General features: G+C 72.7%; 25 protein-coding genes. 3 read left to right on the top strand and 22 right to left on the bottom strand.

Going from position 1 to position 26,037, the window contains the following annotated elements; all coding sequences use genetic code 11:
* Positions 1 to 82: 82 nt before the first annotated feature.
* From ACWDR0_RS21290 to ACWDR0_RS21275, 4 genes are all read right to left on the bottom strand, one after another.
* Entirely contained in the window at positions 83 to 1,318 is a 1,236-nt protein-coding gene (locus ACWDR0_RS21290) for an aspartate aminotransferase family protein (RefSeq protein ID WP_456353313.1), read from the bottom strand.
* Between the two features lie 110 nt (positions 1,319 to 1,428).
* Entirely contained in the window at positions 1,429 to 2,271 is an 843-nt protein-coding gene (locus ACWDR0_RS21285) for a nitrilase-related carbon-nitrogen hydrolase (RefSeq protein ID WP_456353284.1), read from the bottom strand.
* Positions 2,272 to 2,695: 424 nt separating this feature from the next.
* Complete coding sequence (locus ACWDR0_RS21280; protein ID WP_456353283.1) at positions 2,696 to 3,100, bottom strand: PPOX class F420-dependent oxidoreductase; 405 nt, start codon at positions 3,098 to 3,100, stop codon at positions 2,696 to 2,698.
* Positions 3,101 to 3,174: 74 nt separating this feature from the next.
* Entirely contained in the window at positions 3,175 to 3,429 is a 255-nt protein-coding gene (locus ACWDR0_RS21275) for a helix-turn-helix domain-containing protein (protein WP_456353282.1), read from the bottom strand.
* Between the two features lie 50 nt (positions 3,430 to 3,479).
* Here ACWDR0_RS21275 and map point away from each other — a divergent pair, with 50 nt between their 5' ends.
* Positions 3,480 to 4,247: a type I methionyl aminopeptidase gene (gene map / locus ACWDR0_RS21270; RefSeq protein WP_456353281.1), complete on the top strand. Its 768-nt coding sequence runs from the start codon at positions 3,480 to 3,482 to the stop codon at positions 4,245 to 4,247.
* A 295-nt stretch (positions 4,248 to 4,542) separates the two neighbouring features.
* Here the strand turns inward: map and ACWDR0_RS21265 are convergent, their stop codons facing one another.
* The 3 genes from ACWDR0_RS21265 to ACWDR0_RS21255 form a co-directional block, all read right to left on the bottom strand.
* Entirely contained in the window at positions 4,543 to 5,256 is a 714-nt protein-coding gene (locus tag ACWDR0_RS21265) for a glycoside hydrolase family 75 protein (protein WP_456353280.1), read from the bottom strand.
* A gap of 396 nt (positions 5,257 to 5,652) precedes the next feature.
* The gene (ggt, locus tag ACWDR0_RS21260; protein ID WP_456353312.1) at positions 5,653 to 7,485 is read right to left on the bottom strand and encodes a gamma-glutamyltransferase; all 1,833 of its coding nucleotides are present in this window, start codon (positions 7,483 to 7,485) and stop codon (positions 5,653 to 5,655) included.
* 114 nt (positions 7,486 to 7,599) lie between these two features.
* Positions 7,600 to 8,430, bottom strand: coding sequence for a hypothetical protein (locus tag ACWDR0_RS21255; RefSeq protein ID WP_456353311.1), 831 nt, complete (start codon positions 8,428 to 8,430; stop codon positions 7,600 to 7,602).
* Between the two features lie 151 nt (positions 8,431 to 8,581).
* Between ACWDR0_RS21255 and ACWDR0_RS21250 the strand changes: the two genes are divergently transcribed.
* Positions 8,582 to 9,340: a hypothetical protein gene (locus ACWDR0_RS21250; RefSeq protein WP_456353279.1), complete on the top strand. Its 759-nt coding sequence runs from the start codon at positions 8,582 to 8,584 to the stop codon at positions 9,338 to 9,340.
* A gap of 334 nt (positions 9,341 to 9,674) precedes the next feature.
* On the opposite strand, the gene ACWDR0_RS21245 is transcribed toward ACWDR0_RS21250, so the two are convergent.
* The 14 genes from ACWDR0_RS21245 to ACWDR0_RS21180 form a co-directional block, all read right to left on the bottom strand.
* Positions 9,675 to 10,559, bottom strand: a complete 885-nt coding sequence (locus tag ACWDR0_RS21245; protein ID WP_456353278.1) for an amino acid ABC transporter permease — start codon at positions 10,557 to 10,559, stop codon at positions 9,675 to 9,677.
* Positions 10,556 to 11,200, bottom strand: coding sequence for an amino acid ABC transporter permease (locus tag ACWDR0_RS21240; protein ID WP_456353277.1), 645 nt, complete (start codon positions 11,198 to 11,200; stop codon positions 10,556 to 10,558). Before ACWDR0_RS21240 ends, ACWDR0_RS21245 begins: the two co-directional genes overlap by 4 nt.
* Before the next feature lie 17 nt (positions 11,201 to 11,217).
* Positions 11,218 to 12,210 (bottom strand): glutamate ABC transporter substrate-binding protein, encoded by a 993-nt coding sequence (locus ACWDR0_RS21235; protein WP_456353276.1) that lies wholly within the window; start codon positions 12,208 to 12,210, stop codon positions 11,218 to 11,220.
* 13 nt (positions 12,211 to 12,223) lie between these two features.
* Positions 12,224 to 12,970, bottom strand: a complete 747-nt coding sequence (locus ACWDR0_RS21230; protein ID WP_456353275.1) for an amino acid ABC transporter ATP-binding protein — start codon at positions 12,968 to 12,970, stop codon at positions 12,224 to 12,226.
* 194 nt (positions 12,971 to 13,164) lie between these two features.
* Positions 13,165 to 13,611 carry a DUF6278 family protein gene (locus tag ACWDR0_RS21225; RefSeq protein ID WP_456353274.1) on the bottom strand — a complete coding sequence of 149 codons (447 nt, stop codon included), beginning with the start codon at positions 13,609 to 13,611 and terminating at the stop codon, positions 13,165 to 13,167.
* A gap of 189 nt (positions 13,612 to 13,800) precedes the next feature.
* Positions 13,801 to 14,580: an exodeoxyribonuclease III gene (locus ACWDR0_RS21220; RefSeq protein WP_456353273.1), complete on the bottom strand. Its 780-nt coding sequence runs from the start codon at positions 14,578 to 14,580 to the stop codon at positions 13,801 to 13,803.
* A gap of 205 nt (positions 14,581 to 14,785) precedes the next feature.
* Positions 14,786 to 15,412: an MBL fold metallo-hydrolase gene (locus tag ACWDR0_RS21215; protein ID WP_456353272.1), complete on the bottom strand. Its 627-nt coding sequence runs from the start codon at positions 15,410 to 15,412 to the stop codon at positions 14,786 to 14,788.
* 12 nt (positions 15,413 to 15,424) lie between these two features.
* The gene (gene pcaDC, locus ACWDR0_RS21210) at positions 15,425 to 16,654 is read right to left on the bottom strand and encodes a bifunctional 3-oxoadipate enol-lactonase/4-carboxymuconolactone decarboxylase PcaDC (RefSeq protein ID WP_456353310.1); all 1,230 of its coding nucleotides are present in this window, start codon (positions 16,652 to 16,654) and stop codon (positions 15,425 to 15,427) included.
* A 547-nt stretch (positions 16,655 to 17,201) separates the two neighbouring features.
* Positions 17,202 to 17,786 carry a hypothetical protein gene (locus ACWDR0_RS21205; RefSeq protein WP_456353271.1) on the bottom strand — a complete coding sequence of 195 codons (585 nt, stop codon included), beginning with the start codon at positions 17,784 to 17,786 and terminating at the stop codon, positions 17,202 to 17,204.
* A 106-nt stretch (positions 17,787 to 17,892) separates the two neighbouring features.
* Positions 17,893 to 19,053, bottom strand: coding sequence for an ROK family glucokinase (locus tag ACWDR0_RS21200; protein WP_456353270.1), 1,161 nt, complete (start codon positions 19,051 to 19,053; stop codon positions 17,893 to 17,895).
* A gap of 327 nt (positions 19,054 to 19,380) precedes the next feature.
* On the bottom strand, positions 19,381 to 20,253 hold the full coding sequence (locus ACWDR0_RS21195) for an ATP-binding cassette domain-containing protein (protein WP_456353269.1): 873 nt from the start codon (positions 20,251 to 20,253) through the stop codon (positions 19,381 to 19,383).
* A complete protein-coding gene (locus ACWDR0_RS21190) occupies positions 20,250 to 21,314 on the bottom strand; it encodes an ABC transporter permease (RefSeq protein ID WP_456353268.1) in 1,065 nt (354 codons plus the stop codon). The genes ACWDR0_RS21195 and ACWDR0_RS21190 overlap by 4 nt, the downstream gene beginning before the upstream one ends.
* Positions 21,311 to 22,330 carry a sugar ABC transporter substrate-binding protein gene (locus tag ACWDR0_RS21185; protein ID WP_456353267.1) on the bottom strand — a complete coding sequence of 340 codons (1,020 nt, stop codon included), beginning with the start codon at positions 22,328 to 22,330 and terminating at the stop codon, positions 21,311 to 21,313. The genes ACWDR0_RS21190 and ACWDR0_RS21185 overlap by 4 nt, the downstream gene beginning before the upstream one ends.
* 470 nt (positions 22,331 to 22,800) lie before the next feature.
* On the bottom strand, positions 22,801 to 23,574 hold the full coding sequence (locus tag ACWDR0_RS21180; protein WP_456353266.1) for a GntR family transcriptional regulator: 774 nt from the start codon (positions 23,572 to 23,574) through the stop codon (positions 22,801 to 22,803).
* Between the two features lie 101 nt (positions 23,575 to 23,675).
* On the opposite strand from ACWDR0_RS21180, the gene ACWDR0_RS21175 reads away from it, so the two are divergent.
* Positions 23,676 to 24,701, top strand: coding sequence for a Gfo/Idh/MocA family protein (locus ACWDR0_RS21175; protein ID WP_456353265.1), 1,026 nt, complete (start codon positions 23,676 to 23,678; stop codon positions 24,699 to 24,701).
* 162 nt (positions 24,702 to 24,863) lie between these two features.
* Here ACWDR0_RS21175 and ACWDR0_RS21170 read toward each other — a convergent pair whose 3' ends face one another.
* Positions 24,864 to 26,036, bottom strand: coding sequence for a cytochrome P450 family protein (locus ACWDR0_RS21170; protein ID WP_456353264.1), 1,173 nt, complete (start codon positions 26,034 to 26,036; stop codon positions 24,864 to 24,866).
* Position 26,037: the final 1 nt, after the last annotated feature.

Genomic DNA, 26,037 nt, shown 5'->3' with positions numbered 1-26,037 from the left:
GACGGTCTTCGGCCGGGGCCGGTCCGGGGTGCGGGGCCGGGACGGGATGGGGGCCGGTCCGGGGTGGCGGGGCCGGGCGGTCTCAGAGGGCGCGCAGGGCCCCTTCGAGGATCGCCGCGCCCTCCTCGGCCTCGGCGACGGTCAGGGAGAGCGGCGGTGCGATCCGCAGGGCGCTGGAGTGGTGGCCGCCGCCCTTGCCGATCAGCAGGCCGCCCGCGCGGGCGGCCTCCAGGACGGCCGTGGTCGCCGCCGGGTCGGCCTCGTCGCTCCCGGGCCGGACGATCTCGATACCGATCATCAGGCCCCGGCCGCGGACCTCCCGGACCGCGGGTACGGCGGCCGCGACGGCCCGCAGCCGTTCGATCAGCAGTCCGCCGACCCTGCGGGCATTGCCCTGGAGGTCGTGTTCCAGCAGATGGGAGAGGTTGGCCAGACCGGCGGCCATGGTGACGGGCGAACCGCCAAAGGTGGAGATGGAGTTGGCGTCGACGGTGTTCATGATCTCCGCGCGGGCGATCACCCCGCCGACGGACATCCCGTTGGCGATGCCCTTGGCGAAGGTGACGATGTCCGGCGGGCCGTTGCGGTCGTGGGCCTGCCAGCCCCAGAAGTGGTCGCCGGTACGGCCCCAGCCGGTCTGGACCTCGTCGGAGATCCACAGCACCCCGTGCCGGTCGAGCACCTCGCGGAAGGCGGCGTACAGCCCGTCGGGCGGTGAGGTGAAGCCGCCGACGCCCTGGACGGGTTCGGCGATCAGGGCGGCGGGGACGCGGCCCTGGCCGATGAGGTCCTCCAGGTCCGCGACGCAGGCGTCGGTGAACTCGGCGTCGGTGAGGTGGGCGTACGGGCCCCGGGTACGCACCCCGCCGTGCACGTACAGGGTCTGGAGCGGGGAGAGGCCGGTCGGCGACCAGGCGCTGTTGCCGGTGATGCCGACGGTCGAGAAGGAGCGGCCGTGGTAGCTGTTGCGCATCGCCAGGACCTGGTTCGAGCCGCGGTAGGCGGTGGCCAGCAGCAGGGCGGTGTCATTGGCCTCGGTGCCGGAGGTGGTGAAGAAGACCCGGGCGTCGGGGATCCCGGAGAGGGCGGCGATCCGCTCGGCCAGCTCCACCATGGGCCGGTTGAGATAGAGCGTGGAGGAGTGGACGATCCGGGCGGCCTGCTCGCTCACGGCCTTGGTGACCTCGGGCAGGGCGTGGGCGGTCATGGTAGTGAGGATGCCGCCGAAGAAGTCGAGGTATCTGTTGCCCTCGCTGTCCCAGACGTACCGGCCCTCGCCGTGGCTCAGCTCCAGCGGGTCGGCGTAGTACAGCGCCAGCCAGTCGGGGAGGACGGCGCGATGGCGTTCGTGGAGCGGGTTCGGGGGCCGGGGTGCGGGCGGGACGGCGGAGGCGGCGGGACGCCCGGTGGCGGCGCCGGTGGTGTGGTTCACGGCCGTACCAGCCCTTCGTAGGCGTCGGGCCGCCGGTCGCGGTAGAAGGCCCACTGCTGCCGCACCTCGTCGATCAGCCCGAGGTCGAGATCGCGGACGACCAGCTCCTCGGCCGTGTCGTCGGCAACCTCACCGACGAACTGTCCGCGCGGGTCGACGAAGTAGCTCGTGCCGTAGAAGTCGTTGTCGCCGTACTCCTCGCGGCCGACCCGGTTGATGGCGGCGACGAAGTACTCGTTGGCGACGGCGGCCGCGGGCTGCTCCAGCTTCCAGAGGTGGGCGGAGAGGCCGCGGGAGGTGGCGGACGGGTTGTAGACGAGCTGTGCCCCGGCGAGGCCCAGTTGGCGCCAGCCCTCGGGGAAGTGCCGGTCGTAGCAGATATAGACGCCGATCCGGCCGGCCGCGGTGTCGAAGACGGGCCAGCCCGCATTGCCCGGCCGGAAGTAGTACTTCTCCCAGAAGCCTCTGACCTGCGGGATGTGGTGCTTCCGGTACTTGCCGAGATAGCTGCCGTCGGCGTCGATCACGGCGGCGGTGTTGTAGTAGAAGCCCGAGTCCTCGATCTCGAAGACGGGCGCCACGATCACCATGCCGGTCTCCCGGGCCAGCTCCCGCATCCTCCGGACGGTCGGGCCGTCCGGGACGGGCTCCGCCCAGCGGTAGTGCTCGGGCTCCTGCACCTGGCAGAAGTAGGGCGCGTTGAAGACTTCCTGGAACCCGATCACCCGGGCACCCCGTTCGGCGGCCGCACGGGCATGGGCCTCGTGTTTGGCGATCATCGACTCGGTGTCGCCCGTCCAGGTCGCCTGGACCAGGGCGGCGCGTACGACTGGGGCCATGGGCTGCTCCTTCGGCCGGGCGGCACCCGGCATCGGCGCATCGCCTCTACGCACGTAGACGCGGAACGTAGATGGAGAACGTAAGCCTCGTCACACACCGGGGCAAGACCATTGCAGCCAACCCGCGGAGTCGATCGCGATTCACCCGCCCGGCGGTCCGCCGGCCGCTGTCCGCCGGCCGCTGTCCGCGGGGAGAGGGGAGGGCGGAGGCCGCCGGGGCGGCGGGAGCCGGGCGGAACGCGCCGGGGGGCCTAAGCGGGCGGCGGCAAGGTCAGGGCCCGGGCCCGGCGGAGGGCGTACGCGATACGCGCGGGCCGGGCCGGGTCGGGTACGGGCCGGGTACGGGCCGGGCGCGGCGCGGAGCCCGTCCGGCCGCTCCGCCGCAGCCGGTGCGCCGGGAGTCGGTGGCGCCCGCCGTCCGGGGTCAGGCCGTGGGCGCGGGCTGTTCCAGGGTGACGGCGATGCCCGTGTGGGGGGTCTTGCCGCGGCGGAACAGCCGGGCCGGCCAGTCGATGGCCCGGAACTGCCAGCCGTACTTGCGGGCGATCAGATTGCGGGCCCGCACCGTCCCCTCCTGGTCCAGCAGTTCACCGGTGCCCTCGGCGCTCGGGGCGCCGTCGGCGATCCGGCCGCGGACGTCGCAGACCGCGACCGTGACCCGCGGGTCGCGACCGAGCCGCTTGACCTTCCAGGAGTCGCTGTTGGTCCAGACGTAGAGCCTGCCGCCGTCCTCGGCGAACCAGACCGGGGTGGCGACCCCGGTCCCGTCCCGGCGGAACGTGGTCAGGCTGAGATAGCGGGCGGGCGCGATGTCCTCGACGGCGGTCACGGTCCGAGCCTACGCCGCCGGGGCCGGGGGCGGACCGGGTGCCCCGGCTTCGCGCGTCGCCGCGCCCGGCCGCCCTACGGGACGGCCGCCGGGGTGCAGGCCGCCGCCAGCTCGTCCGTCGACAGCCGGAGGACGGCGGCGAGCGCCGCGACGGTGAAGAAGGCGGGCGTGGGGGCACGGCCGGTTTCGATCTTGCGCAGGGTCTCGGCGGAGATCCCGGCCTCGGCGGCCACCTCCACCATGCTGCGGGGGCCGCGCGCCTCGCGCAGGAGCCGGCCGAGCCGCTCGCCGCGTTCACGCTCTTCGGGAGTGAGTGGGGTACGAACCATGCCGTCATTCTAATACCGGAGACGCTCCATCGACCGGTATAGTAATTGGCATGGTAGAAATCAAGACCGAACAGTCGATCGAAGCGATGCGGGCCGCCGGCCGCATCGTGGCACAGGCCCTCGCGGCGGCCCGGGACGCGGCCGTCGTCGGGGTGGAGCTGACCGAGCTGGACCGGGTCGCGCGGGCCGTCCTGGACGGCGCGGGCGCCGGATCGCCCTTCCTCGACTACCACCCCTCCTGGGCTCCCGTCCCCTTCCCGGCGGTGCTCTGCGCCTCCGTCAACGACGCGGTGGTGCACGGGATCCCGGACGGCTACCGGCTCCGCGACGGCGATCTCGTCAGCCTCGACTGCGGCGCCCTGCTCGACGGCTGGGCCGGGGACGCGGCCGTGAGTTTCACCGTGGGCCGGGCCCGGCCGGAGGACACCCGGCTGATCGCCGCCGCCGAGGAGGCGCTCGCCGCGGGCATCGCGGCCGCCGTCCCGGGCAACCGGGTGGGCGATATCGCCCATGCCGTCGGCAGGGTCTGCCGCGCCGCGGGCTACGGCATCCCCGAGGGCTTCGGCGGCCACGGCATCGGCCGCAGCATGCACGAGGACCCCGGCATCCCGAACGAGGGCCGGGCGGGGCGCGGCATGGTGCTGCGTCCGGGCATGGTGTTCGCGATCGAACCGATGCTGACGGCCTCCGGCACGGACCACACGTATACGGACCGCGACGGCTGGACGGTCCGCACCCTGGACCGGAGCCGCGCCTCCCACGCGGAGCACACGGTCGCGGTCACGGCCTCGGGCCCGCGCGTCCTGACGGCGCTGTAGCGCGGCCGCGGGGTCCCGCGGCGGCGGCCGGGGACCGTAGGTGATCCGGGGCGCGACCGATCCGGGGACGGTGCCGGGTGCCCGGATTCGTACGCGACCGGCCGGACGCGACCGGCACCGACCGGCCCGGGCCGGTGCGCGGCAGGCCCGTCTCCGGACCCTCGGCGGCCGGCGGGCCCATGACCGGGCTACGGCCCGATGCCGGGGCGGCCCGTGGCCGGCCTGCGGGCCCACCACCGGACCTGGCGCCGACCCGCGACCGCCCACGGCCGACCCCCGCCGTTCGGCCCGCCGGTCAGCCTGCGGCGACGAACTCCCGGGCCAGCTGCTCGCCGAGCCGGACGGCGGCGGCGCGGCTCTCGATCGGACGGGCCCGCGAGCCGGGGAAGAAGACGTACGTCACGCCTCCGGACACCCCGCCGGAGACCGGGTCGGGGTCGATTCCGAGCGACTGCGCCATGGCGTAGGACGCCTCGCCGATGATCTTCGCGGGGCCGGTGTCGCCGACGACCCCGTACCGCACCCGGTTGCCGTGGACGACGGCGACGACCCCGCCGCCGCGGATCCCCGCGTCGGGGTACTTCCAGATCGTGCTGGGCGCGGGGACCACCACGTACGGCAGGCTCGCCGCGTCGAGTGGTTTGCCGTCGGACTGGTGGAACGCGGTGTCCGGGAGGAACCAGGGATCCGTCTTCCGGTTGCACCGGGTGCTCTTGCGGCCGTCGCAGGCAATGTCCAGGTCCGCCTTCCAGTGGACCGCGCCGCCGGTCGCGCATACCGGCACGGTCGCCTTGGCGCCCGCGTCCTTGCGGTACTTCCCCCGCGAGATCCGGTCGCAGGTCCGGGTCCTGGCGAGGAGGTCCGCGGCGCCGACGGCCTTCGCCTTTGCCGTCGCGGGGCGGGGCGGGGCCTGCGCCGGGGTCGCCGTCGCGGGCGGGGCGGGGACCGCGGCCCCCGCCAGCAGGGACGCTCCGCAGACGGTGGCGAGGGCGAGGGTACGAACATGCATGGCTGGGGCGCCTTTCTGAGCGGATCTGTACGGATACCGCGCGGAAAACCGTCCTTACCCGCTCCCGGTGACGACCGATCCCCCCTGCCGTACGCCCGTTCGCGCCGGCCGCGCCCCAAGTACGGCGAACCGTGCGCCGGTTGGTCCGCTCCGGCGGTTCCGTACGGGGAGCCGGATGGAGTACGCCCGTACGGGGAGGTCTCGTCCCGTGGACGAACACGGCGCCGGGCACCGGTGGTACGTCCGGTACCCGGCCGCCGGGCGCCCGCGGACCGCCCGCGGGTGACCGGCGGCCGGGCGCCGTGCCGTGCGGCGCCCTTCGGCGTGGCACGGCGCCCCGGGCCCGCCGAGCCGAGCGGCACCGACGGCCGCACCCGGGCCGCCGGGAGCCGGCGGCTACGGGCGGCCGCTCGGGCGGACCACCATCGCCGAGCCGCCGCCGCGGCGGGTCTTCTCGGCCGCGGCCAGCCAGCGGCCGTCGGAGAGCCGTTCGATACCGGTCGCCGCGCCGATCTCCGGGTTCTGCCGGAAGCCGTGCCCGATACGCTCCAGTTCGGCCCGGACGGGGCTGTTCCAGAGGGCCGGTTCCAGTTCGGTGGTGGTCTGGTTGCGCTGGCTGGCGCGCGGTGCGGCGATCGCCTCCACCAGCGGCAGCCCCCGGTCCAGACGGCTCGTCAGGGTCTGGAGGACGGTGGTGATGATGGTCGCCCCGCCCGGGGAGCCGAGCGCCAGCACCGGGCGGCCGTCGTCCAGGACGATCGTCGGGGACATGGACGAGCGGGGGCGCTTGCCGGGGCCCGGCAGATTCGGGTCGTGGACCGCCGGGTTCGCCGGGGCGAAGGAGAAGTCGGTCAGCTCGTTGTTCAGCAGGAAGCCGCGCCCCGGGACGGTGATACCGCTGCCGCCGGTGGACTCGATGGTCAGGGTGTAAGCAACGACATTGCCCCATTTGTCGGCGACCGTGAGATGCGTGGTGGTCTCGCCCTGGTGCGTGGTCGGCACGGCCGTCCCGCCGGCGCCGCACGGCACCGGATTCCGCGGGTCACCGGGCGCCAGCGGGCTGGTGAGCACCGCGTCGTCCCTGATCAGGCAGGACCGGCCGGCCGCGTACCGCTGCGACAGCAGTTCCTTCGTCGGCACCGGCTCGAACGCCGGGTCGCCGACCCAACGCCCGCGGTCGGCGAACGCGATCCGGCTGGCCTCGATGAACCGGTGCAGATACGCGGACTGCGACGCCTTCGACAGATCGGTCCCCTCCAGCATGTTCAGCGCCTGGCCGACGGTGGTCCCGCCGGAGGAGGAGGGCGCCATGCCGTAGACGTCGAGCCCCCGGTAGGAGATCTTCGTCGGGGCGCGGCGCACCGTTTCGTACGCCCTCAGGTCACCGGCGGTCAGATCGCCGGGGCGGACGATCCGGGTGGCGCCGGGGGCCACGGGGGGTTTGCGGACGGTGTCGACGATGTCCTCGGCGATCTCGCCCCGGTACAGCGTCCGCACGCCCTCCCGAGCGATCTCCCGGTAGGTACGGGCGAGGTCGGGGTTCTTGAAGGTGGAGCCGACCACGGGCAGCGCCCCACCGGGCAGGAAGAGTTCGGCGGTGGCCGGGAAGTCGGCGAACCGCGCCTGATTGGCCTCGGTCTGGGCGCGGAAGGTCGCGTCCACGGCGAATCCCTGCCGGGCCAGTCTCTCGGCGGGCTTCAGCAATGGCGCGAGGGGGCGGCTGCCCCAGGAACGCAGGGCGGTCTCCCAGGTGGCCGGGGTGCCGGGGGTACCGACGCCCAGCCCGCTGGTCTGGCCCTGGTCGAAGGGGATGGGCCGGCCGTTCTCCAGGAACAGGGAGGCGTCGGCCGAGCGGGGCGCGGTCTCGCGGCCGTCCACGGTGTGGACGGTGCGGGTGCGCGCGTCGTAGTAGACGAAGTAGCCGCCTCCGCCGCTGCCTGCCGAGTAGGGCTCGGTGACGCCGAGGGCGGCGGCGGTGGCGACGGCCGCGTCGACGGCGTTGCCGCCGCCGCGCAGGACCTCGATCCCGGCGGCGGAGGCGTCCGCGTCGACGCTGGCCACGGCACCGCCGTAGCCGACGGCGACCGGTGACTTCACGGGCGCCGGGGGGCTGCCGGGCGAACCGCCGGACCGGGACGGGGAATCGGCGGGCGGGGCGGCCGCGCCGAGCGAGACGACGGCCGCGGTAGCGGCCAGGAGCGCGATGTTCCGTGCGGTGGAGCGGCGCAGACGCATCCGAACGAACCTCCAGTCGACACCAGTCCGCCCAACCTAGCGGCCGCACCGTCCCCCGTCAGGACCGCCGGTCCCGGTGCCGGGGGCTCGCGGGGACGGTGCGGGGGTTCAGGTGCCGGTCGTTCGAGCAGAGCGGGGCCGGGCGCGCAGTGCGGGCAGTCGGGCCGCATCGTCCGCTCCGGCAAGGCTCTCGCCCAAGGCCAGAAGGGAGAGGAGCCGCACCGGCCGACCGGCCGTGGCGGCGGCTTCTAGTTTGTGGTGGCCGTCCAGGAGGAAGTGGGTCAGGCCCCAGTGCGCGGCAGGGTCGTCCCCCAGGCCGAGGGCGGACCGGCACACGTCCAGCGTGGAGAGCGCCACCGCGGTCGGGACGGTGCCCAGCTCCATGAGCCTGACGTACTCCTCGACCCGCTCCCTGTCGTTCCACGTCGGGGGGACCATGGGCACGACGAACTCATAGAGGTGGGCGTCCGCGTCGACCGCGGTCTCAAAGGTCCGGTAATACGAGGTGTGCGGGTACTCCGGGAGGCCCCAGAACTGGTCGACCCCCCATGCGGCGACCTGTTCGCCGCTGAAGTAGTCGCCCTCCGCGCCGGGGACGACCAGCCGGGGTTCCACCTCCAGCAGCAGTGGAAGGTACTCGCCCTCCGGCAGCAGCGCACCGAACGCCTCGATCACGCCGCCGTCATCCGGATCGGCCAGGGCTCCGGTCAGCCGATCCTGCATGTTCTCGAGGGACAGCTTCTCGTTCGCGCCTTCCAGCCGGCGGAACAGGAACGGGCACGTTCCGCAGAAGAAGCTGAGTTCGAAGGCAGGCGCATCGTCGATCAAGAGCAGGCGGCGCCGCGGCCCGCCACCGACCTCCTGCAGTTCCGTCCCGAATTGCAAGCGTGCTTCGGGAGCAGGACGGCCGAGGCTGCGCGGTTCGCTCTCTTTGATCATCACAGACCAACCGTACACAAAGGCATAAAATAGCCCTCCCGAGTACTGAGGCGGCACCTGGCCCGCCGGGCCGAACGGCGCCCTCGGGCGCCTGGGATCAGGGCAGGCCGGGGCTGCCGTTCGGCGGGGTGGCGGAAGTAGCATGCGCCGGGTGAACGACGACATACGCAATATCGTTCTCGGGCTGACCGCCGCCGGGATCAGTGCGCTGGTGGGCTGGCTGGCCCGTACCTACCGGTGGCGCCGGTCCCTCCGCCGGACCCGGGACTTCTTCGGGCTTCCGGCGAACTCGGAGGCCCTGCTGGTCGTCAACCGGGAGGCCGGACGGGACGGTTCGGTACGGCGCCCCGATGTGTTCGCGCTGCTCGAACTCGCCGCGCTGATCAAGGACTGCGGGGCCCGGGCCCAGGTGATCTGGCACGACGCGGACCGCCGGGGCGTGGGCGAGCAGTCCGAGTTCTGTGTCGGCGGGCCGGTCTCCAACCAGCGGACGGCCGCCCATCTGGCGAATCTGCTGCCGGGCCTGGAGATCCTCCCGGACTCCGCGGGCCCGGGGGTCCGGGGCGCGTTCCGGATCGGCGCGGAGGTGTACCGCTCCGAGCAGGGGGTCGCCGAGTACGTCCTGCTGGCGCGGCTGACGCCCGGCGAGGAGGGGCGGCCCGTCTTCCTCTTCTGCGGTCAGCAGTCGATCGGGAACCAGGCCGCGGCCCGGTATCTCGCCCGGCACCAGCGGGAGTTGGCCAGGAAGTACCGGAAGGGTCCGTTCTGTCTGCTGCTGAAGGTGGTCAGTTCGGCGGCGTACGGCCCCGATGTGGTGGAGCTGGTCGCCGATGTCACCGCCGTCGCCCTGGCCCCGCGCCCGGCCGGGACCGGGCGCGAGAGCGACGGCTCCGGCGGTGACGGGGCCTAGGGAGCCCGGCAAGATCCGAAAGAGACGACCTGACCGCCTCCCGCGGGCCGTCAGGGGGAGCGGCACCCGTGCCGGCCGCCCGTGCGGCACGGGCACCGCTCCTGCGGTACGGGGCGTCCTCCGGGCGCGGTCCCGGCCCGGCCGGCCCCGGCGGCGGCTGACCTTCTCCTCGTCCGCGCGCGGGACGCGCACAGGACGTACGGCGCGTACGGTACGCACCGGGTGCGTACCGCGGCCGTCGGCCGAGGAGTGATCACCGGCTGCCGCCGGGGTCGTACCGGGGGAAGGGAGCGCTGCCCATCGGCGACCGCCCCGGTGGTCCCAAGTGGTCTCCCTAGGGTGCTCCGGGCGCCGGCGGGCCGCCGGGGCCCCCGGGCAGCAGCGTCCCGGGTTCGGCGGGGGCGACGTCCACCGCCTCGGTCTTCGGGCTGCGGCGCTGGCGTTTCGCCACCCAGTTGGCGAACCAGGACAGCAGCATGCAGAGCCCGATGTAGATGGGCGCGATCACCATGACGACCGGGATGAACGGCAGGTCGTAGTCGAGGTTCGAGGCGATCAGCTTGCCCGCGTGGAGGAACTCCTCGTAGGTGATGAGATAGCCCAGGGAGGTGTCCTTCAGGGCCACCACGAGCTGGCTGATGATCGCGGGCAGCATCGCCCGTACCGCCTGCGGCACCAGGACGTAGGTCATGACCTGGGTCTTGCGCATGCCGAGCGCGTACGCCGCCTCCCGCTGGCCCCGGTCGACGGCGTTGACCCCGGTTCTGAAGACCTCGGCGAGTACCGAGCCGTTGTAGAGGGTCAGCCCGGCGACCAGCGCGGGCAGCGGCTGGACCTTGAGCGCCACAAAGATGAAGAAGATCATCACCAGTACGGGCATGGCGCGGAAGAACTCCACGAGCAGGGTCGCGACCCAGCGCACCGGCCGGTGTTCGGAGAGCCGTCCGGTCGCCAGGATCCCGCCGAGGACGAGCGAGAGGACCGCCGCGTACGCGAACGCCTTCAGGGTGTTGCCGAGCCCCTGGAGGAGCAGTTCCTGGATGCCCTTGTACTCGAAGGGCGTCCATTTGGCCGCGGTGAACTGGCCGGTGTCGAAGAGCAGATAGACGACCCAGCCGATGAGCGCGGCGATGGCGACGGTGGCGGCGATCCCGTAGAGCCGGTGCCGCTGCCGGGTGCGCGGGCCGGGGATGTCGTAGAGGGCGGTGGAATCGGTCATCGGGCGACTCCGTAGCGCTTCTCCAGCACATGGAAGAGCGCACTGATGGACAGAGTGATGATCAGATAGCCCACGGCGATCCAGACGAACGACCAGATGATGTTGTAGCCCAGCTCGCTCAGCGTCTTGTAGGTGCCGAGGAGTTCGGTGACGCTGAACGCCCCCGCGATCGCGGAGTTCTTCGCCAGCGCGATCAGGGTGGAGCCGATCGGCGGGATGACGCTGCGGAACGCCTGGGGCAGCACCACGGTGTGCAGGGTCTGCCCGAAGGACATGCCGAGACTGCGGGCGGCCTCGCCCTGGCCCTTGGGCACGGTGTTGATGCCGGAGCGGAGCGCCTCGCAGATGAACGCGGAGGTGTAGCAGCCGAGGGCGAGGATCGCGAACAGCTCGAACGGCAGCACGATCCCGAACCGTGGCAGTCCGAGGACGACGGCGAAGAACAGCAGGGTGAGGGGGGTGTTGCGGAGGACGGTCACCCAGACCGTGCCGAAGGCGCGCAGCGAGCCGACCGGCGAGACCCGGAAGGCCGCGATCAGGAAGCCCAGCAGCAGCGCGAGCACCGAGGAGTAGAAGGTCAGCTCGACGGTGCCGAGAAAGCCCTGCCAGTAGAGGGAGATGTTGTCGGTCAGTACGTCCATGCGCCGGGGTCTCCTCCTCAGCTCGCCGGATAGCGGTCGATGGGCGGCGGCTGGGGTGCGGGCACCCCGGAGAGGCCGAGGGTGGCGTCGTACGCCTGCTTCCACTGGCCGTTCTTCTCACCGGCCGCGAGGGCGTCGTCGATGGCGAAGCGCAGGGCGTTGTCGGAGCGCGGTACACCGATGCCGTACGGCTCCTGGGAGAAGGGTTTGCCGACCACCTTCAGCTCGTCGGGGGCCTTGGCGGCATAGCCGATGAGGATGGCGTCGTCGGTGGTGACGGCGTCCACCTGGTAGGTGAGGAGGTTGTCGACGCAGATGGAGTAGGTGTCGTAGCCGACCAGGACCGCCTTGGGGTAGTCGGCCTTGATCCGCTGGTAGGGGGTGGAGCCGGTGGCGGAGCAGACGCGTTTGCCGTCCAGGTCCTGGGGGCCGTGGATATCGTTCTCGTCGGTGCGCACCAGCAGCGACTGCCCGGCCATGAAGTAGGGACCGGCGAAGCCGACGAGCTTCTTGCGCATGTCGTTGATGGTGTAGGTGCCGACGTAGTAGTCGATCTGGCCGTTCTGGAGGGCGGTTTCCCGGTTGGCGGAGGCGATGGTGCGGAAGTGGATGCCCGCCGGGTCGAAGCCGAGATAGGCCGCGACCATCTTCGCGATCTCGATGTCGAAGCCGGAGTAGATGCCGGTGGCGGGGTCCTTCTCGCCGAGGTAGGGCTGGTCCTCCTTGGCGCCGACGGTGAGGTAGCCGCGTTTCTCGGCGCGGCGCCAGGTCGGGGAGTCGGGGAGCTGGAAGCCGGTGTTGACCGGGTAGACGGGGAGGGTCTCCGGCTGCGGGCCCTTGACCGGCGGGCTGCCCTCCTTGCCGCACGCCGTGGCGAGCACGGCGGCCAGGGCGAGGAGGAGGGCCGGCAGGACGCGGCGGTACGGCCGGGCGCCGGGCCGGCGGGCGGGACCGGGGGGAGCAGCGGGATTAGCGGGAGCAGTGGGAGCAGTGGGTGTACGTCGCGGCATGACCGTCCCCCCGTCAGTGCTTGAGGATCTTGGAGAGGAAGTCCTTGGCGCGGTCGCTCTCCGGGTGGGTGAAGAAGTCCTCGGGGGTGCGGTCCTCGACGATCCTGCCGTCGGCCATGAAGACGACCCGGTTGGCCGCGGAGCGGGCGAAGCCCATCTCGTGGGTGACCACGACCATGGTCATCCCGTCCCGGGCGAGCTGCTGCATGACCTCCAGGACCTCGTTGATCATCTCGGGGTCGAGGGCCGAGGTCGGCTCGTCGAAGAGCATCACCTTGGGGTCCATGGCGAGAGCGCGGGCGATGGCCACGCGCTGCTGCTGGCCGCCGGAGAGCTGGGCCGGGTACTTGTCGGCCTGGGAGGCGAGTCCGACCCGGTCGAGCAGCTCCCGCGAGCGGCGTTCGGCCTCCTCGCGGCGGCGGCCGCGGACCTTCAGCGGGGCGAGGGAGATGTTGTCCAGGACGGTGCGGTGCGCGAAGAGGTTGAAGGACTGGAAGACCATGCCGACGTCGGAGCGGAGCCGCGCGAGGCCCTTGCCCTCCTCGGGGAGCGGCTGTCCGTCGATGGTGATCGTGCCGGACTCGATGGTCTCCAGCCGGTTCATCGTCCGGCAGAGCGTCGACTTGCCCGAGCCGGACGGGCCGATCACCACGACCACCTCTCCGCGGCCGACCGAGAGGTTGATGTCCCGCAGGACGTGCAACTGCCCGTAGTACTTGTTGACGTCCCGAAGCTCGATCAACGGATCGACGACGGCCATACGCTGCCCCCACTGGTTGCTGTGTCGAGGTCAGCGCAAACTATCCACCCCAAAAGGGACTTCGCGAGCGACACGCATAAAAGGGGCATAAGCCGTATTTATTGGCTATATATCAGCTCATGTACGGGAGGTGATCCCGCGACGGAACGACGGAATGCGCAAACCGCCCGCGCGTCGAGGCGCGGTGGTACGCCTCAGGCCTCGGCGGCTTCCGCATAGACCTGGGACAGCTCCGGCGCCCCGTTGACCGCCCAGTCGAGCCCGGCCTCCACCACACCGATCTCCCGGCCGGACGCCAGCCGCACCACGGGGTGGCCGCCGGGCCAGACGAACCAGGAGGCGCCCGGCACGGTCCGGACGATCACGGTCCCGAGGTACAGCCCGGCGTCGTTGCCGATCCACGGCAGCTCTTCGGGGTCGTCCCGCCAGCGCGGCGGCAGTTGGTCCAGGGCGGACAAGGAGGCCGCGGAATCGTCCAGTTCCAGCCCCATACGGCCGACCCGGACCCGCAGCAGCTCGCACTCGGCGAACAGTTCGGCGATCGCCGCCGCGCGCTCGGGGTCGTCGGCCGCCCCCGCCACGGCACTCCGGGCCCCGGGACCCTGCCTCTTGAGCCAGTTGTCCAGGAAAGGGATGTTCATACCACTAAGCCTCGCATCTTCCCCTGGGCACACACCACAGGACGCGCAACGGTGATCACCCGGATCGGCGGGTAATTCCCCGGTCCGGGCGCGTGGGCCGCGGGTACCGGGCCGCGGACGGGTGCGGGGCCGCGGGCGGGTGCGGGGCCGCGGGCGGATGCCGCCCGCCCGGACTCCGGCGACCGCCGCTCAGACCTCAAGGTCCACCACCACCGGGGCGTGGTCCGAAGCACCCTTGCCCTTGCGCTCCTCGCGGTCCACATAGCCGTCCTTGACGGCGGCGGCGAAGGGCTGGTTGCCGTAGACCAGGTCGATGCGCATGCCCCGGTTCTTCGGGAAGGCGAGCTGGCGGTAGTCCCAGTACGTGTACGGGTGGTCGTACTTGAGCGGGCGGGGCACCACATCGACCAGACCGGTCTCCCGGAGTCCGGCCAGGGCGGCACGCTCGGGCTCGGTGACATGGGTGCTGCCCTCGAAGACGGCCCGGTCCCATACGTCGTCGTCGGCCGGGGCGATGTTGTAGTCGCCGAGGACCGCGAACGGGACGCTGCCGGCGGCGTCCTCGGCGACCGCGGCGCGCAGCGCGTCCAGCCACTGGAGCTTGTACGTGTAGTGGGGGTGGCCGACCTCGCGGCCGTTGGGCACGTACACCGACCAGAGCCGCACCGGGCCGCAGGTCGCCGAGACGGCCCGGGGCTCCTGGACGCCGTCGTACGCCGGGCCGCCGGGCAGCCCCGACACGACCGCGTCGAGGCCGACCCGGGAGACCAGCGCGACACCGTTCCACCGGCCGTCGGCGACGACCGCGGACTCGTAGCCCAGCTCCCGCAGCTCGGCGGCGGGGAACTGCTCCGCCGTGCACTTGGTCTCCTGGACGCACAGCACGTCGGTGCCGCTGCTCTCCAGCCAGGCGAGGAGTCGGGGGAGGCGGGCGGTGACGGAGTTGACGTTCCAGGTGGCGATGCGCATACCCGAAGCCTATGTGCTCCGCGGGGGTGGAGGGGGCCGGTCCCGGTCCACCGCGGGTGCGGGGCGCGTGACCCCTCGGGGGCCCGGCACCTTCCCCCGCGGGGCGGCGGAGGGGGCTCCGTGCCCGGCCGGGCGGCGGGCGGCGGGGAGCCGGTCGCGCGGTTCCCCGCGCCTCCGGCGCCCGGCGGCACATGGGGCCCGTGGGTCAGAAGGTGTGGGTATCGCCGGGGGCCAGGCGTTCGTGGGCGGCGCCGCCCAGGTTGGTGATGTGGCGGTCGTAGATCGGGCGGGCCAGATCGGTGAGGAGGGCGTCGTGGACGTCCACGGTCAGCCGCGGGGACACCTCCCGGACGTAGTCCACGACCTCGGAGATCTTGTTCCAGGGTGCCATCACCGGCAGCATCAGCGTGTCCACCGGCCGGTCGGGCACGGTGAGCGCGTCGCCGGGGTGGAAGACCGAACCGTCGAGCAGAAAGCCGATATTGGTGATCCGGGGGAGGTCCGGGTGAATCACCGCGTGCAGTTCGCCGTGGACCTCCACCTCGAAGCCCGCCGCGGTGAAGGTGTCGCCGTGGCCGACGGTGTGGACCCGGCCCGGGAAGGCCGCGGTGAGCGTCTCCGCGACGCTCCGCAGGGTCCACACCTCGGCACCCGCCTCCAGCGCGGCGCGGACCCGGCCCTCGTCGTAGTGGTCGGGGTGCTCATGGGTGATCAGCACCGCGTCCGCCCCGGCGGCGGCGTCCTCCTCGGAGAACGCGCCCGGGTCCACGACGAGGGCGGCCCCGTCCTTTTCGAGCCGTACGCAGGAGTGCAACTTCTTCGTGAGCCTCATGGGCCCATCCTGCTACGGCCGCGGAGTGGTCTCCTCCCGTACGACGGCCCGGGCCACCCCGAATGCGGCGTTGGCCGCCGGGATCCCGCAGTACACGGCCGTCTGGATGAGGATCTCCCTGATCTCGCCGGGCGTGAGCCCGTTGCGCAGCGCGGCCCGGACATGGACCGCCAGCTGGTCCAGATGTCCCCCGGCCACCAGCGCCGTCATCGTGACCACGCTGCGGGTGCGCCGGTCGAGGCCCTCCCGGTTCCAGACCTCGCCCCAGGCGTAGCGGGTGACCAGCTCCTGGAAATCGGCCGTGAAGTCCTCGTCGTCGCCGGCGGTGGCCGCGTCGACATGGGCGTCGCCGAGCACCTCCCGGCGCGTCTTCATACCGGATTCGTACGGATCGGGGCGCCCGCCGGGTTCCGGCGCCGCGGTTCCGGCGGGCACGGCGTCCGCCGCCGCGTCGGCCGGCGGGGCGGCCGGGGCCGCGGGCACGGCCGCCGGCGGCTGGACGGGGATGGCCGTGAGGGTGTCCTGCGGTGCGGCGGAGAAGTGCCGTACGAGAAGGTCCGTGACGGCCGCGGGCTGCTCCACGGGGGCGAGGTGGCTCGCCCCCGGCACCAGCGCGAGCCGGGCGTCCGGTATCCCGGCGACCAGGGTGCGGGCCTCGCCGGGACCGGTCACCTGGTCGTCGGAGCCCACCAGCACCAGGGCCGGGACCGGCACCCGGCCCAGCTCGGCGCGGACGTCGAAGGCGGCGAGCGCCTCGCAGGCCGCGATATAGCAGGCGGGGTCCGTGGTGCGGACCATCTGGACGGCCCACTCGACGATCGCGGGCTGGGCGGCGGCGAAGGTTCCGGTGAACCAGGTGGCGGGGGCGCCCAGGGCGACGGGCTCCAGACCGTTGGTCCGGACGATCACGCCGCGGCTGCGGAGTTCGTCGGCCGTGCCGAACCGGGGCGAGGCGGCGACCAGCGCCAGCGAAGCCACCCGGTCCGGCCGGCGCAGGGCCAGGTCGAGGCCGACCGCGGCGCCGATGGAACAGCCCGCGTAGCCGAAGCGCTGCACTCCGACGGCGTCGAGGGTGGCCAGCAGCCGGTCGGTGAGCCCGGTGACCGAGTCCACCGGCTCGGCGGGGGCCCCGCCGTGTCCCGGCAGGTCGTAGCGGAACACCCGCCACTCGCGGGACAGATCGGCGACCTGCCGGTCCCACATATGCCAGGTCGCCCCCAGCGACGGGCCGAGGACCAGCACGGGCGCGTCGTCGGGTCCGTCGATCCGGTACTGGAGAAGGGCTGCCGGGGCGCCCCCGGGAGCGGAGCCGGATCCCGGGTCGGATCCGGACTCGGGTTCCGGATCCGGGTTCAGGTCCGGGTTCAGGTCCGGGTCCGGGTCCGGGTTCAGGTCCGGGCCCGGGTCCACCTCGGCGTCCGGCGCGGGCTTCGGCCCGGACTCCGGCCCGGGCTCCGGTTCCGGGATCGGCCGGAGGTCCGGCCCGGGCGGCTGCTCGGATGCCCGTTCGGGCGTCTGCTCGGGGGACTGCTCAGGGCTCTCCTCGGCACCGGGTTCAGGGCTCTGTTCGGGCGTCTGCGTCTCACTCACCCGGTCCACCGTAGTGACCGGACGGCCACGGGGTGGGCGGCCCCCCTCTCATCACCCCGGCGGGTGGCCCCGCCGACGGCGGTCGACGCACCCGCGATCGGCCGGATTCCGCCGGTTCCGGGGGCTCCGGAGCGACCCCGGACGGTCTCCCCCGACGAGGCCGGCGGCCCGGGAAACGGGGCCTCGCGGCCGGGACGTCTCAGGGCGTCGTGGCCGACACCACGTAGATCCGCGGGGCGAGCGGCAGCGTCTCGTCGACGACGATGTGCTGGCTGGGGCGGGGTTCGTCCCTGGGGTGGACCAGCCCGGACCAGGCCCGCTCCCCCGGGATGAAGTTCCAGCCCACGGTCGCGGCGTCCTTGGCGCTGATCGTCGGCACCCCGGGCTGAAGGGCGGTCCGGTCGGCGCCGATGGCGCCGAGGAACTCGTCGAGACCGGTGGGGGTCGTGGAGAACTGCACGAAGAGCCGGCTGGTCCGCCAGTTGCTGGTCTCGTAGTAGGACACCTTCTGGGAGCCGCGCGGAATCGGCACCTCGAAGATCCGCCGTTTCATCTGGGAGGGCCAGGCGTCCCGCAGACCCGTCGACGAGGACTCCGCCACCTTGTCGCGGCCACTGGCGCGGCTCTGCTCCGCGGAGACGACGAGATACCCGGCCGGAACACCGATCAGCAGCAGGATGACCGCCAGCGTCAGGGCACGCCTGACGATCATATGGCGCCGGCCCTCGGGCGGCCGGAAGGCGGACTCTTCCGGCGACGGGGCCGGTCGGGGTACGACACTCATGACTGCTGTTCCTGGTGGGTGTGCGGACCTGAAGTCTACGGTTCGCCGCCGACACCCCGTCCCGGCCGCGGCCGGAACATGATCATCGGGGCCGTACGGGGGTGGCTCACGCCTCCCGCGACGGACGGCCCGCTCCGGGGTTCCGCAGAGCCTGCGCATACCGCTCGTACCGCTCCTGGCGCTCCACCCGGCGCCGGTTGGCCCGGCGGAAGCGGCGGGCCACCAGTCGCGCGAGGTCCGCCGCGCCGACCATGCCTGCCTCGGGCCCCAGCTGCGCCTTGACGATCCGTGCCTCGGGCCGGTAGCCGCGGCCGGTCAGATGGCGCCGGAAGGCGTCCCGGGCGGGTCCGATCAGCAGATCGTCGGCCGCGCTCACACCGCCGCCGATGACGAAGCACGACGGGTCCAGGGCGGCCGCGAGATTGGCGATGCCGACCCCCAGCCACTGGCCGATGTCCTCCAGCAGCTCCACGCACATGGCGTCGCCCTCACGGGCCAGCTCGGTGATCAGCGGACCGGTGATATCGCCGACGGCCCCGCCGACCCGGTCGATCAGGACATGCGCCACGGGCGAGTCGGCGGCGGCCAGCTCCCGGGCCTCGCGCACCAGGGCGTTGCCCGAGCTGTACTGCTCCCAGCAGCCGCGGTTCCCGCAGGGGCAGCGGTGGCCCCCGGGCACGACCTGCATATGGCCGAACTCCCCGGCGACCCCGTACTTGCCGCGCTTGACCCGCCCGTCCTCCAGGATGGCGCCGCCGATCCCGGTGCCGAGCGTGATCATCACCAGGTGATCCTCGTCGCGGCCGGCGCCGAACCGCCACTCCGCCCAGGCCGCGGTGTTGGCGTCGTTGTCGACCAGGACGGGTACGGCCAGCCGGGCGGAGAGCGCGTCCCGCAGCGGCTCGTTGCGCCAGGCGAGGTGGGGGGCGAAGAGCACGGTGGAGCGGTCGGCGTCCACCCAGCCCGCGGCACCGATGCCGACCGCGTGCACGTCGTGCCGGTCGGAGAGGTCGAGGACCAGCTCGCAGATCACGTCCTCGACGACCTTGGGGCTCTTGGACTTGTCCGGGGTCTCGGTGCGGACCTTCTCCAGGATGACGCCGTCCGCGTCGACGACGCCCGCCATCACCTTCGTACCGCCGATGTCGATACCGACGGTGGGGACCCGGGGCGCGGTCAGATGCGAGCGGCGCTCGCGGGTCCCGACGGTACGCAGGACGGTGGCGCGGGCGGAGCCGCGGTGCGCGAAGTCGCGGTAGGTGCTCATGTCCCTGCGGGTGCTCGGGGTCAGGGGGTCGTGTGCTGCGGCGGGCTGCCCCGCCCGGTGATTCTTTCACGGCGGCCCGCGCGGGGCGCTCCTCGGGCGGACCGGGGCGGGGCGGCGTGCGCGCCCCGCGCGGGCCGGGGCAGGTGCGCGCCGGGTCGGCTGCGGACCCGCGGGCGGCGGCCGGACGGGCCGCCGGCACGGCGGGGCGCCCCGGGCGGGGCGGCGGCGGGCCGCCGTTTCGCCCCGGCGCGGCCCCGGACGCCCGGGGTCCCCCGCCGGGCCCGCCGCGGGACCCGGCCGTGGGCCGCCGGGGTCCCGGCCGAATGGCTACGCCCCGGGGGTGGCGCGTTCCAGCTCGTGGCGGAGGTCGTCCAGTTCGGAGCCGCCCGCCATCTGGCGGGTCAGCTCGTCCAGGGTGACCGACTCCCTGGTGTGGCTCGCCGTCATCGTGCCGCGCTTCAGCAGGACGAAGCGGTCGCCGACCAGATAGGCGTGGTGCGGGTTGTGGGTGATCAGGACCACCCCGAGGCCCGCGTCGCGGGCGGCCGCCACGTACTTCAGGACGACTCCGGACTGCTTGACGCCGAGGGCCGCGGTGGGCTCGTCCAGGACGAGGACCTTGGCGCCGAAGTAGACCGCGCGGGCGATCGCCACGCACTGGCGCTCGCCGCCGGAGAGGGTGCCGATCGGCTGGTCGACGTCCCGCAGGTCGATGCCCATCCGCAGCAGTTCGGCCCGGGTGGTCTCGCGCATCTTCTGCACATCGAGCCGGCGCAGCGGTCCGGCGCCCTTCACCGGCTCCGAGCCGAGGAAGAAGTTCCGCCAGACCGGCATCAGCGGCACCACGGCGAGGTCCTGGTAGACCGTGGCGATGCCCCGGTCCAGGGCGTCGCGCGGATTGACCAGCCGGGTCTCCTCGCCGTCCATGGCGAAGGTTCCGGCGTCGTGCTGGTGCAGCCCCGCGATGATCTTGATGAGGGTGGACTTGCCGGCACCGTTGTCACCGAGGACACAGGTGATCTCCCCGGCCCGGACCTCCAGGGAGACGCCCTCCAGCGCCCGGATATTGCCGTAGTACTTGCTGACGTGGTCCAGGGCGACCAGCGGAGGGCCGACGTCCGCCGCCCGTCCGGGCGCCCGGTCCGCTCCCCCGTCCGCCGGGTCCGGCCCGTGCTCCGGCTCCTGCCGCGGCTCCGTCATCGTGTGGCCTCCGCCCGTTTCCGTACCCATGCGTTCAGCAGGGCGGCGAGAAGCAGCATCGCCCCGAGGAAGAACTTGAACCAGTCGGGGTTCCACTCGGCGTAGACGATGCCCTTGCTGGTCATGCCGAAGATGAAGGCACCGACCGCCGAACCGATCGCCGAGCCGTAGCCGCCGGTGATCAGACAGCCGCCGATGACGGCCGCGATGATGTAGATCAGTTCGTTGCCGACGCCCTCGCCCGACTGGACCACGTCGTACGAGAACAGCAGGTGCTGACCGGAGATCCAGGCGGCGAAGGCGACCCCCAGATAGAGACCGATCCTGGTCCTGACGACCGGGACGCCGACCGCGCGGGCGGCGTCGGCGTTGCCGCCCACCGCGAAGATCCAGTTGCCGAAGCGGGTCCGCAGCAGGATCCAGGTGGCGACGGCGACCAGGCCGAACCACCACAGGATGGTCACCTTCAGGGTGACATCACCGATGACCAGCTCGGAGGCGAAGAGCTTCTTGGCCGAGGCGAAGCCCTCCATATCGCTGATGGAGTCGGTGGAGACCCGGCCGGCGATCAGCTTGGTGAAGCCGAGGTTCAGCCCGGTCAGCATCAGGAACGTACCGAGCGTGATGATGAAGCTGGGCAGCTTCGTCAGGGTCAGCAGCATGCCGTTGAACGCGCCGACCGCCAGCGTGACCAGCAGGGAGACAAAGACGCCGACCCAGACGTTCGCCGTCATCTGGTAGCTGAACATCGACGACACCAGGGCCGATGTGGTGACCAGGACACCCGCGGAGAGGTCGAACTCGCCGCCGATCATCAGCAGCGCCACCGGGACGGCCATGATGCCGATGGTGGAGGCCGCGTAGAGCACGGTCGAGAGGCTCGACGTCTGGAGGAAGTCCGGGGCGACGGCCGAGAAGAAGACGAAGACGGCGATCGCGCCGACGACCGAACCCAGCTCGGGACGGCCCAGCAGCCTGCGCAGCGGGGAGACCTTCAGCAGCCGTTCGTCCCCGGCGGCCTCCTTGCCGAGGTCCACCGGTGGTGGTGCGGCCGGGCTCATCGGGTACCCCTCTTGGTGTACTCCTCCAGCTCTGCCGCCTCCGCCTGGGTGACGATCTGCGGCCCGGTGAGCACGGGCTTGCCGCCGCCGAGCATGTCGGCGTTGTACCGGTAGAGCCAGAGGAGGTCGACGGCCTCGTAGCCCTGGAGGTAGGGCTGCTGGTCGACGGCGAAGCCGAGGGCGCCGGACTTCAGCCCGGCGGCGACCTTCGGATTGAGGTCGAAGGTGTCGATCTCGGCCTTGCTGCGGGCGGTCTCCTTGGCGCGGACCGCGGTGTCGGCGAACGGGGCGCCCAGGGTGACGACCGCGTCGATGGACTTGTCGGTCTGGAGCTTGGCCTCGATGGACGCCTGGACGTCGGGCATGTTGGTGCCGTCGACATAGAGGTTCTGGAGCTCGCCGTCGAAGGTCTTCTTCGCTCCGGCGCAGCGCTGCTCGTGGCCGACGTTGCCCTGCTCGTGCAGGACGCAGACGGCCTTCTTCTTGCCGCGCTCGTTGAGCTCGTCGCCGACGGCCTCGCCCGCGACGGTCTCGTCCTGGCCGATATGGGTCAGGGCGCCGTACTCCTCGGACTGGGCGGATCCCGAGTTGATCGTGATCACCGGGATGCCCGCGGCCACGGCCTTCTTCACCACGTCCTTCATGGCGTCGGGCTTGGCCAGGGTGACGATCAGCCCGTCGACCTTCTTGTCGATGGCCGCCTGGACGAGCTGGGCCTGCTGCTGGCCCTCGTCGCTCTTGGAGTACAGGAAGTTGATGTTGTCCTTGGCGGATGCCTCCTTGGCACCCTTCTGGACGATGTCCCAGAACGTGTCGCCCTCGCCCGAGTGGGTGACCATGGCGAAGGTCCAGCGGGGCGTGGTGACCGCGGCCTTCCCGGCCGCCTCGGCCTGGGCCTTGCGGGCGTCCGCGGCACGCTTGCCGCCGGTGCTGCTGCATCCCACCAGGGACGCTCCGAGCACCGCCGCCGCCAGCAGCGCGCCGACCGCGCGTACCCCTGTCCTTGCCCTAGCCACGACGCCGTGCCCTTCTTGCCGTACCGCTCGCCCTCCGGACCGCCGCGCCCGGTGGCGCGGCGGCGGGGCAGAATGTCGAGCCCCAGCCGCCCAAGTATGGGTCACGGCAGGTCGGAGGGTGGGCATCGGGTACGCCGCGGCGTTCGGCGGGTGCCGTCGGCGGCCGGTCGCGCCGGGGCGACGGCGGTCTCCTTCCGGAGTGGCCGCGCCGGGTGGTGAGCGCCGGAACACCCGTGGCGGGCGGTGCTGCTGCCGTGCGCCGCCGGATTCGCATGGTGGGTCCGCCTTCCCTGCCCGCCGCCCCGTTGCGGCTGGGGGAGTTTCTACGGCTGCCCCGGAGCCCCGTCAAGACTTTGTCCGAACATTCTTACGCGGCGGAGCTTCGGGCGAGGGGAACCGGACATGCGGACACGCAGGGGGGCGCACGGTCGGGTGCGGGCGGTGCGGGGCGGGGTGCGGGGACCGCGCGGTCAGGGGCGGGCCAGGAGCTGGAACTCGAAGGAGTAGCGGGAGGCGCGGTAGATATGGGTGCCGTACTCGACCGCCCGGCCGGTGTCGTCGAAGGTGGTGCGCTCCATGGTCAGGACCGGCGCGCCCGCCTGTTCCGCCAGGCGCAGGGCCTCGCTGCCCCCGGCGGCCCGGGCGCCCACCTTCTGCCGGGCGCTGTGCAGGGTGATCCCGGCGGCCCGCATCAGCCGGTAGAGGCCGGTGGCCTCCAGCCGCGCGGTGTCCAGGGCGAGCAGTCCGGCGGGGAGGTAGTTGGTGAGCAGGGCCATCGGCTCCCCGTGGGCGTAGCGCAGCCGCTCGACCGAGTGGACCTCGGTGCCTTCGGTGACGCCGAGGGCGGCGGCGACCCGGTCGGAGGCGGGCTCCAGGGTGTTGCGCAGGACCACCGTGGCGGGCCGCTGGCCGGCCGTCTCCAGGTCGTCGTAGAGGCTGCTCAGCTCCAGCGGCCTTCTGACCTGACTGTGCACCACCTGGGTGCCGACGCCCCGGCGCCGGACCAGCAGTCCCTTGTCGACGAGGGACTGGATGGCCTGGCGGACGGTGGGGCGGGAGAGTCCGAGCCGTCCGGCCAGCTCGATCTCGTTGCCGAGCAGGGTGCCGGGGGTGAGCGCGCCGCGTTCGACGGCGGCTTCGAGCTGCTGGGCCAGCTGGAAGTAGAGCGGGACCGGGCTGGTGCGGTCCACGCTCAGCGGGAGCGACAGGGACGGGTCCGGCTCTGGTCCGGGCTGCTTGGGCACGGGGCGAGCGTAATCGGGTCTTATGTTGACGGGAAGTCGTGAAGTCCGGTTGTCAGGACAAAGTCTTGACAGTGTCCGCCGCGGAGCTTCATTTTGGGCGCATGCGCATCGGACTCATCGGAACGGGACGTATCGGCACCTTCCACTCGGAGGTGCTCGGCCGCCATCCGGACGTGGACTCCCTGGTTCTGGCGGACGCGGACCCGGCCAGGGCGGCCGCGGTGGCGGAGCGGCTGGGGGCGGATTCCGTGGCGGAGCCCGGCGAGGTGTTCGCCGCGGGCGCGGACGCGGTGGTGATCGCCTCGGCGACGGCGTCCCATGCCGGGCTGATCGCCGGGGCGGCGCGGGCCGGGCTGCCGGTGTTCTGCGAGAAACCGATCGCCCTGGACGTACCGGGCACGCTGCGGGCCCTGGCCGAGGTGGCGGCGGCGGGCACCGAGCTGCAGATCGGCTTTATGCGGCGGTTCGACCCGGGCTTCGGGGCGGCCAGGGCGGCGGTGCGCTCGGGGGCGCTCGGCACCCTGCACACCGTCCGGGCGGTGACCGCGGACCCCGAGCCGCCGCCCGCGGGCTATCTGCCGCTCTCCGGCGGGCTGTACCGGGACTGCCTGATCCACGATTTCGACATCGTCCGGTGGGTGACCGGGCGGGAGATCACCGAGGTGTACGCCGTCGGGGCAGCCCGGGATCCGCGGACGCCCGGCGGCGCCGGAGCGTTCGAGGAGGCGGGGGACGTCCATACGGCGGCGGTGCTGCTCACCCTCGACGACGGTACGGTCGCGGCGGCGACCGCCACCCGGTTCAACGGTGCCGGGTACGACGTGCGGATGGAGCTGGCCGGCGACCGGGACCAGATCACGGCCGGGCTCGACGAGCGGACACCGCTGGTCTCGGCGGAGCCCGGCGGCCCCGGGCGCCCGGCCAGGACCTGGCCGGGGTTCCTGGAGCGGTTCGCCGCCGCCTACGAGCGGGAGCTGGACGTCTTCCTGAAGCTGGTCCGCGGCGAGACCGCCAATCCGTGCGACGGCCGGGAGGCGCTGGCGGCGCTGCGGATCGCGGAGGCGTGCGAGCTGTCCCGGCGCGAGCGGCGTCCGGTGGCGCTCGCGGAGATCCCCGGCGGGGGCTGAGCCCGTCTCCGGTGCGGAGCGGGAGGGGTCCGTGGTAGCCCCTCCCGCACTCCGCGGCCCACGGCGGGGAAGCGGCCGGGTCACCGGGTGGTACGCCGAGCGGGCGGCCGGGGGACGGCGGCCCCGGTACGTCCTGGCCGCGACGCCCCCGCGGGCGGGGTGCTACCAGCGGACCGGGAGGTTGCGGGTACCCCGTATGAGCAGGCCGGGCAGCCACTCCGGCGGGCCGCCCGCGGTGTCGGCCGCCAGCCCGGGGCAGCGGTCGAGCAGAGCCGTCAGGGCGATCCGGGCCTCCAGCCGGGCCAGCGGGGCGCCGACGCAGAAGTGGATGCCGTGCCCGAAGGCGAGATGTCCCCGGGTGTCGCGGCGGATGTCGAAGACATCGGGTTCGGGGAAGCGGGCCGGGTCGTGGCCCGCCGCGCCCAGCCCGACCAGGACGACCTCCCCGGCCGGGATCACGGTGCCGCCGATCGGCACGTCCTCGGCGCTGTAGCGCATGGTCGAGGTCTCCACCGGCCCGTCGTAGCGGAGCATCTCCTCGACCGCGCCGTCGAGGAGGCCGGGGTCGGCCCGGAGGGCGGCCAGCTGTTCCGGGTGGGCGAGCAGGGCCCGTACCCCGTTGCCGATCAGATTGACGGTCGTCTCGTGGCCCGCGAGCAGCAGCAGGAAGCCGAGGGCGCGCAGTTCGGGTGCGGAGAGCCGGTCGTCGGACTCGTCGCGGGCGCGGATCAGATCGGAGAGGAGGTCGCCGGTGGTGCCCGCGCGCCGTTTGGTCTCGATCAGTTCGTCCAGATAGGCGCCGAGGGCGACCAGTGCGGGTTCCACCTCGGAGAAGTCGGCGGGGGCGACGATGCTGTGGGACCAGCTCCGGAACGAGTCGCGGTCGCCGGGCGGCACACCCAGCAGCTCGCAGATGACGATGATGGGCAGCGGGAAGGCGAAGGCGGCGATCAGATCGGCGCGCCCGGCGGGGACCATGGCGTCCAGCAGTCCGCCGGTGATCTCCTCGATCCGCGGGGCGAGTTGCTCCACCCGGCGCATGGTGAACTCACGGGCCACCAGTTTCCGCAGTCTGGTGTGGTCGGGCGGGTCGACCTCCAGCAGATTGGGGCCGATGATCCGCCCTTCGACGGAGGAGAAGCCGACCGCCTCGGGCGATTTGACGAGGCGTTCGTCGGTGAGGGCGGCCCGCGCCTCCTCATGGCCGACGATCAGCCAGAAGGTGCCGTCCGAGCCGTGGACCCGGTGGACGGGTCCCTGTTCCCGGGCCGCCGCGTAGTACGGATACGGGTTCTCGGTGAAGCCGTGCCAGTCGCTCAGGTCGATGGTGCCCATA

The organism is Streptomyces sp. NPDC003691 (assembly GCF_053981115.1).
Note: the sequence above shows the minus strand (reverse complement) of the source record. Positions and strands in the feature narration are given on the sequence as shown.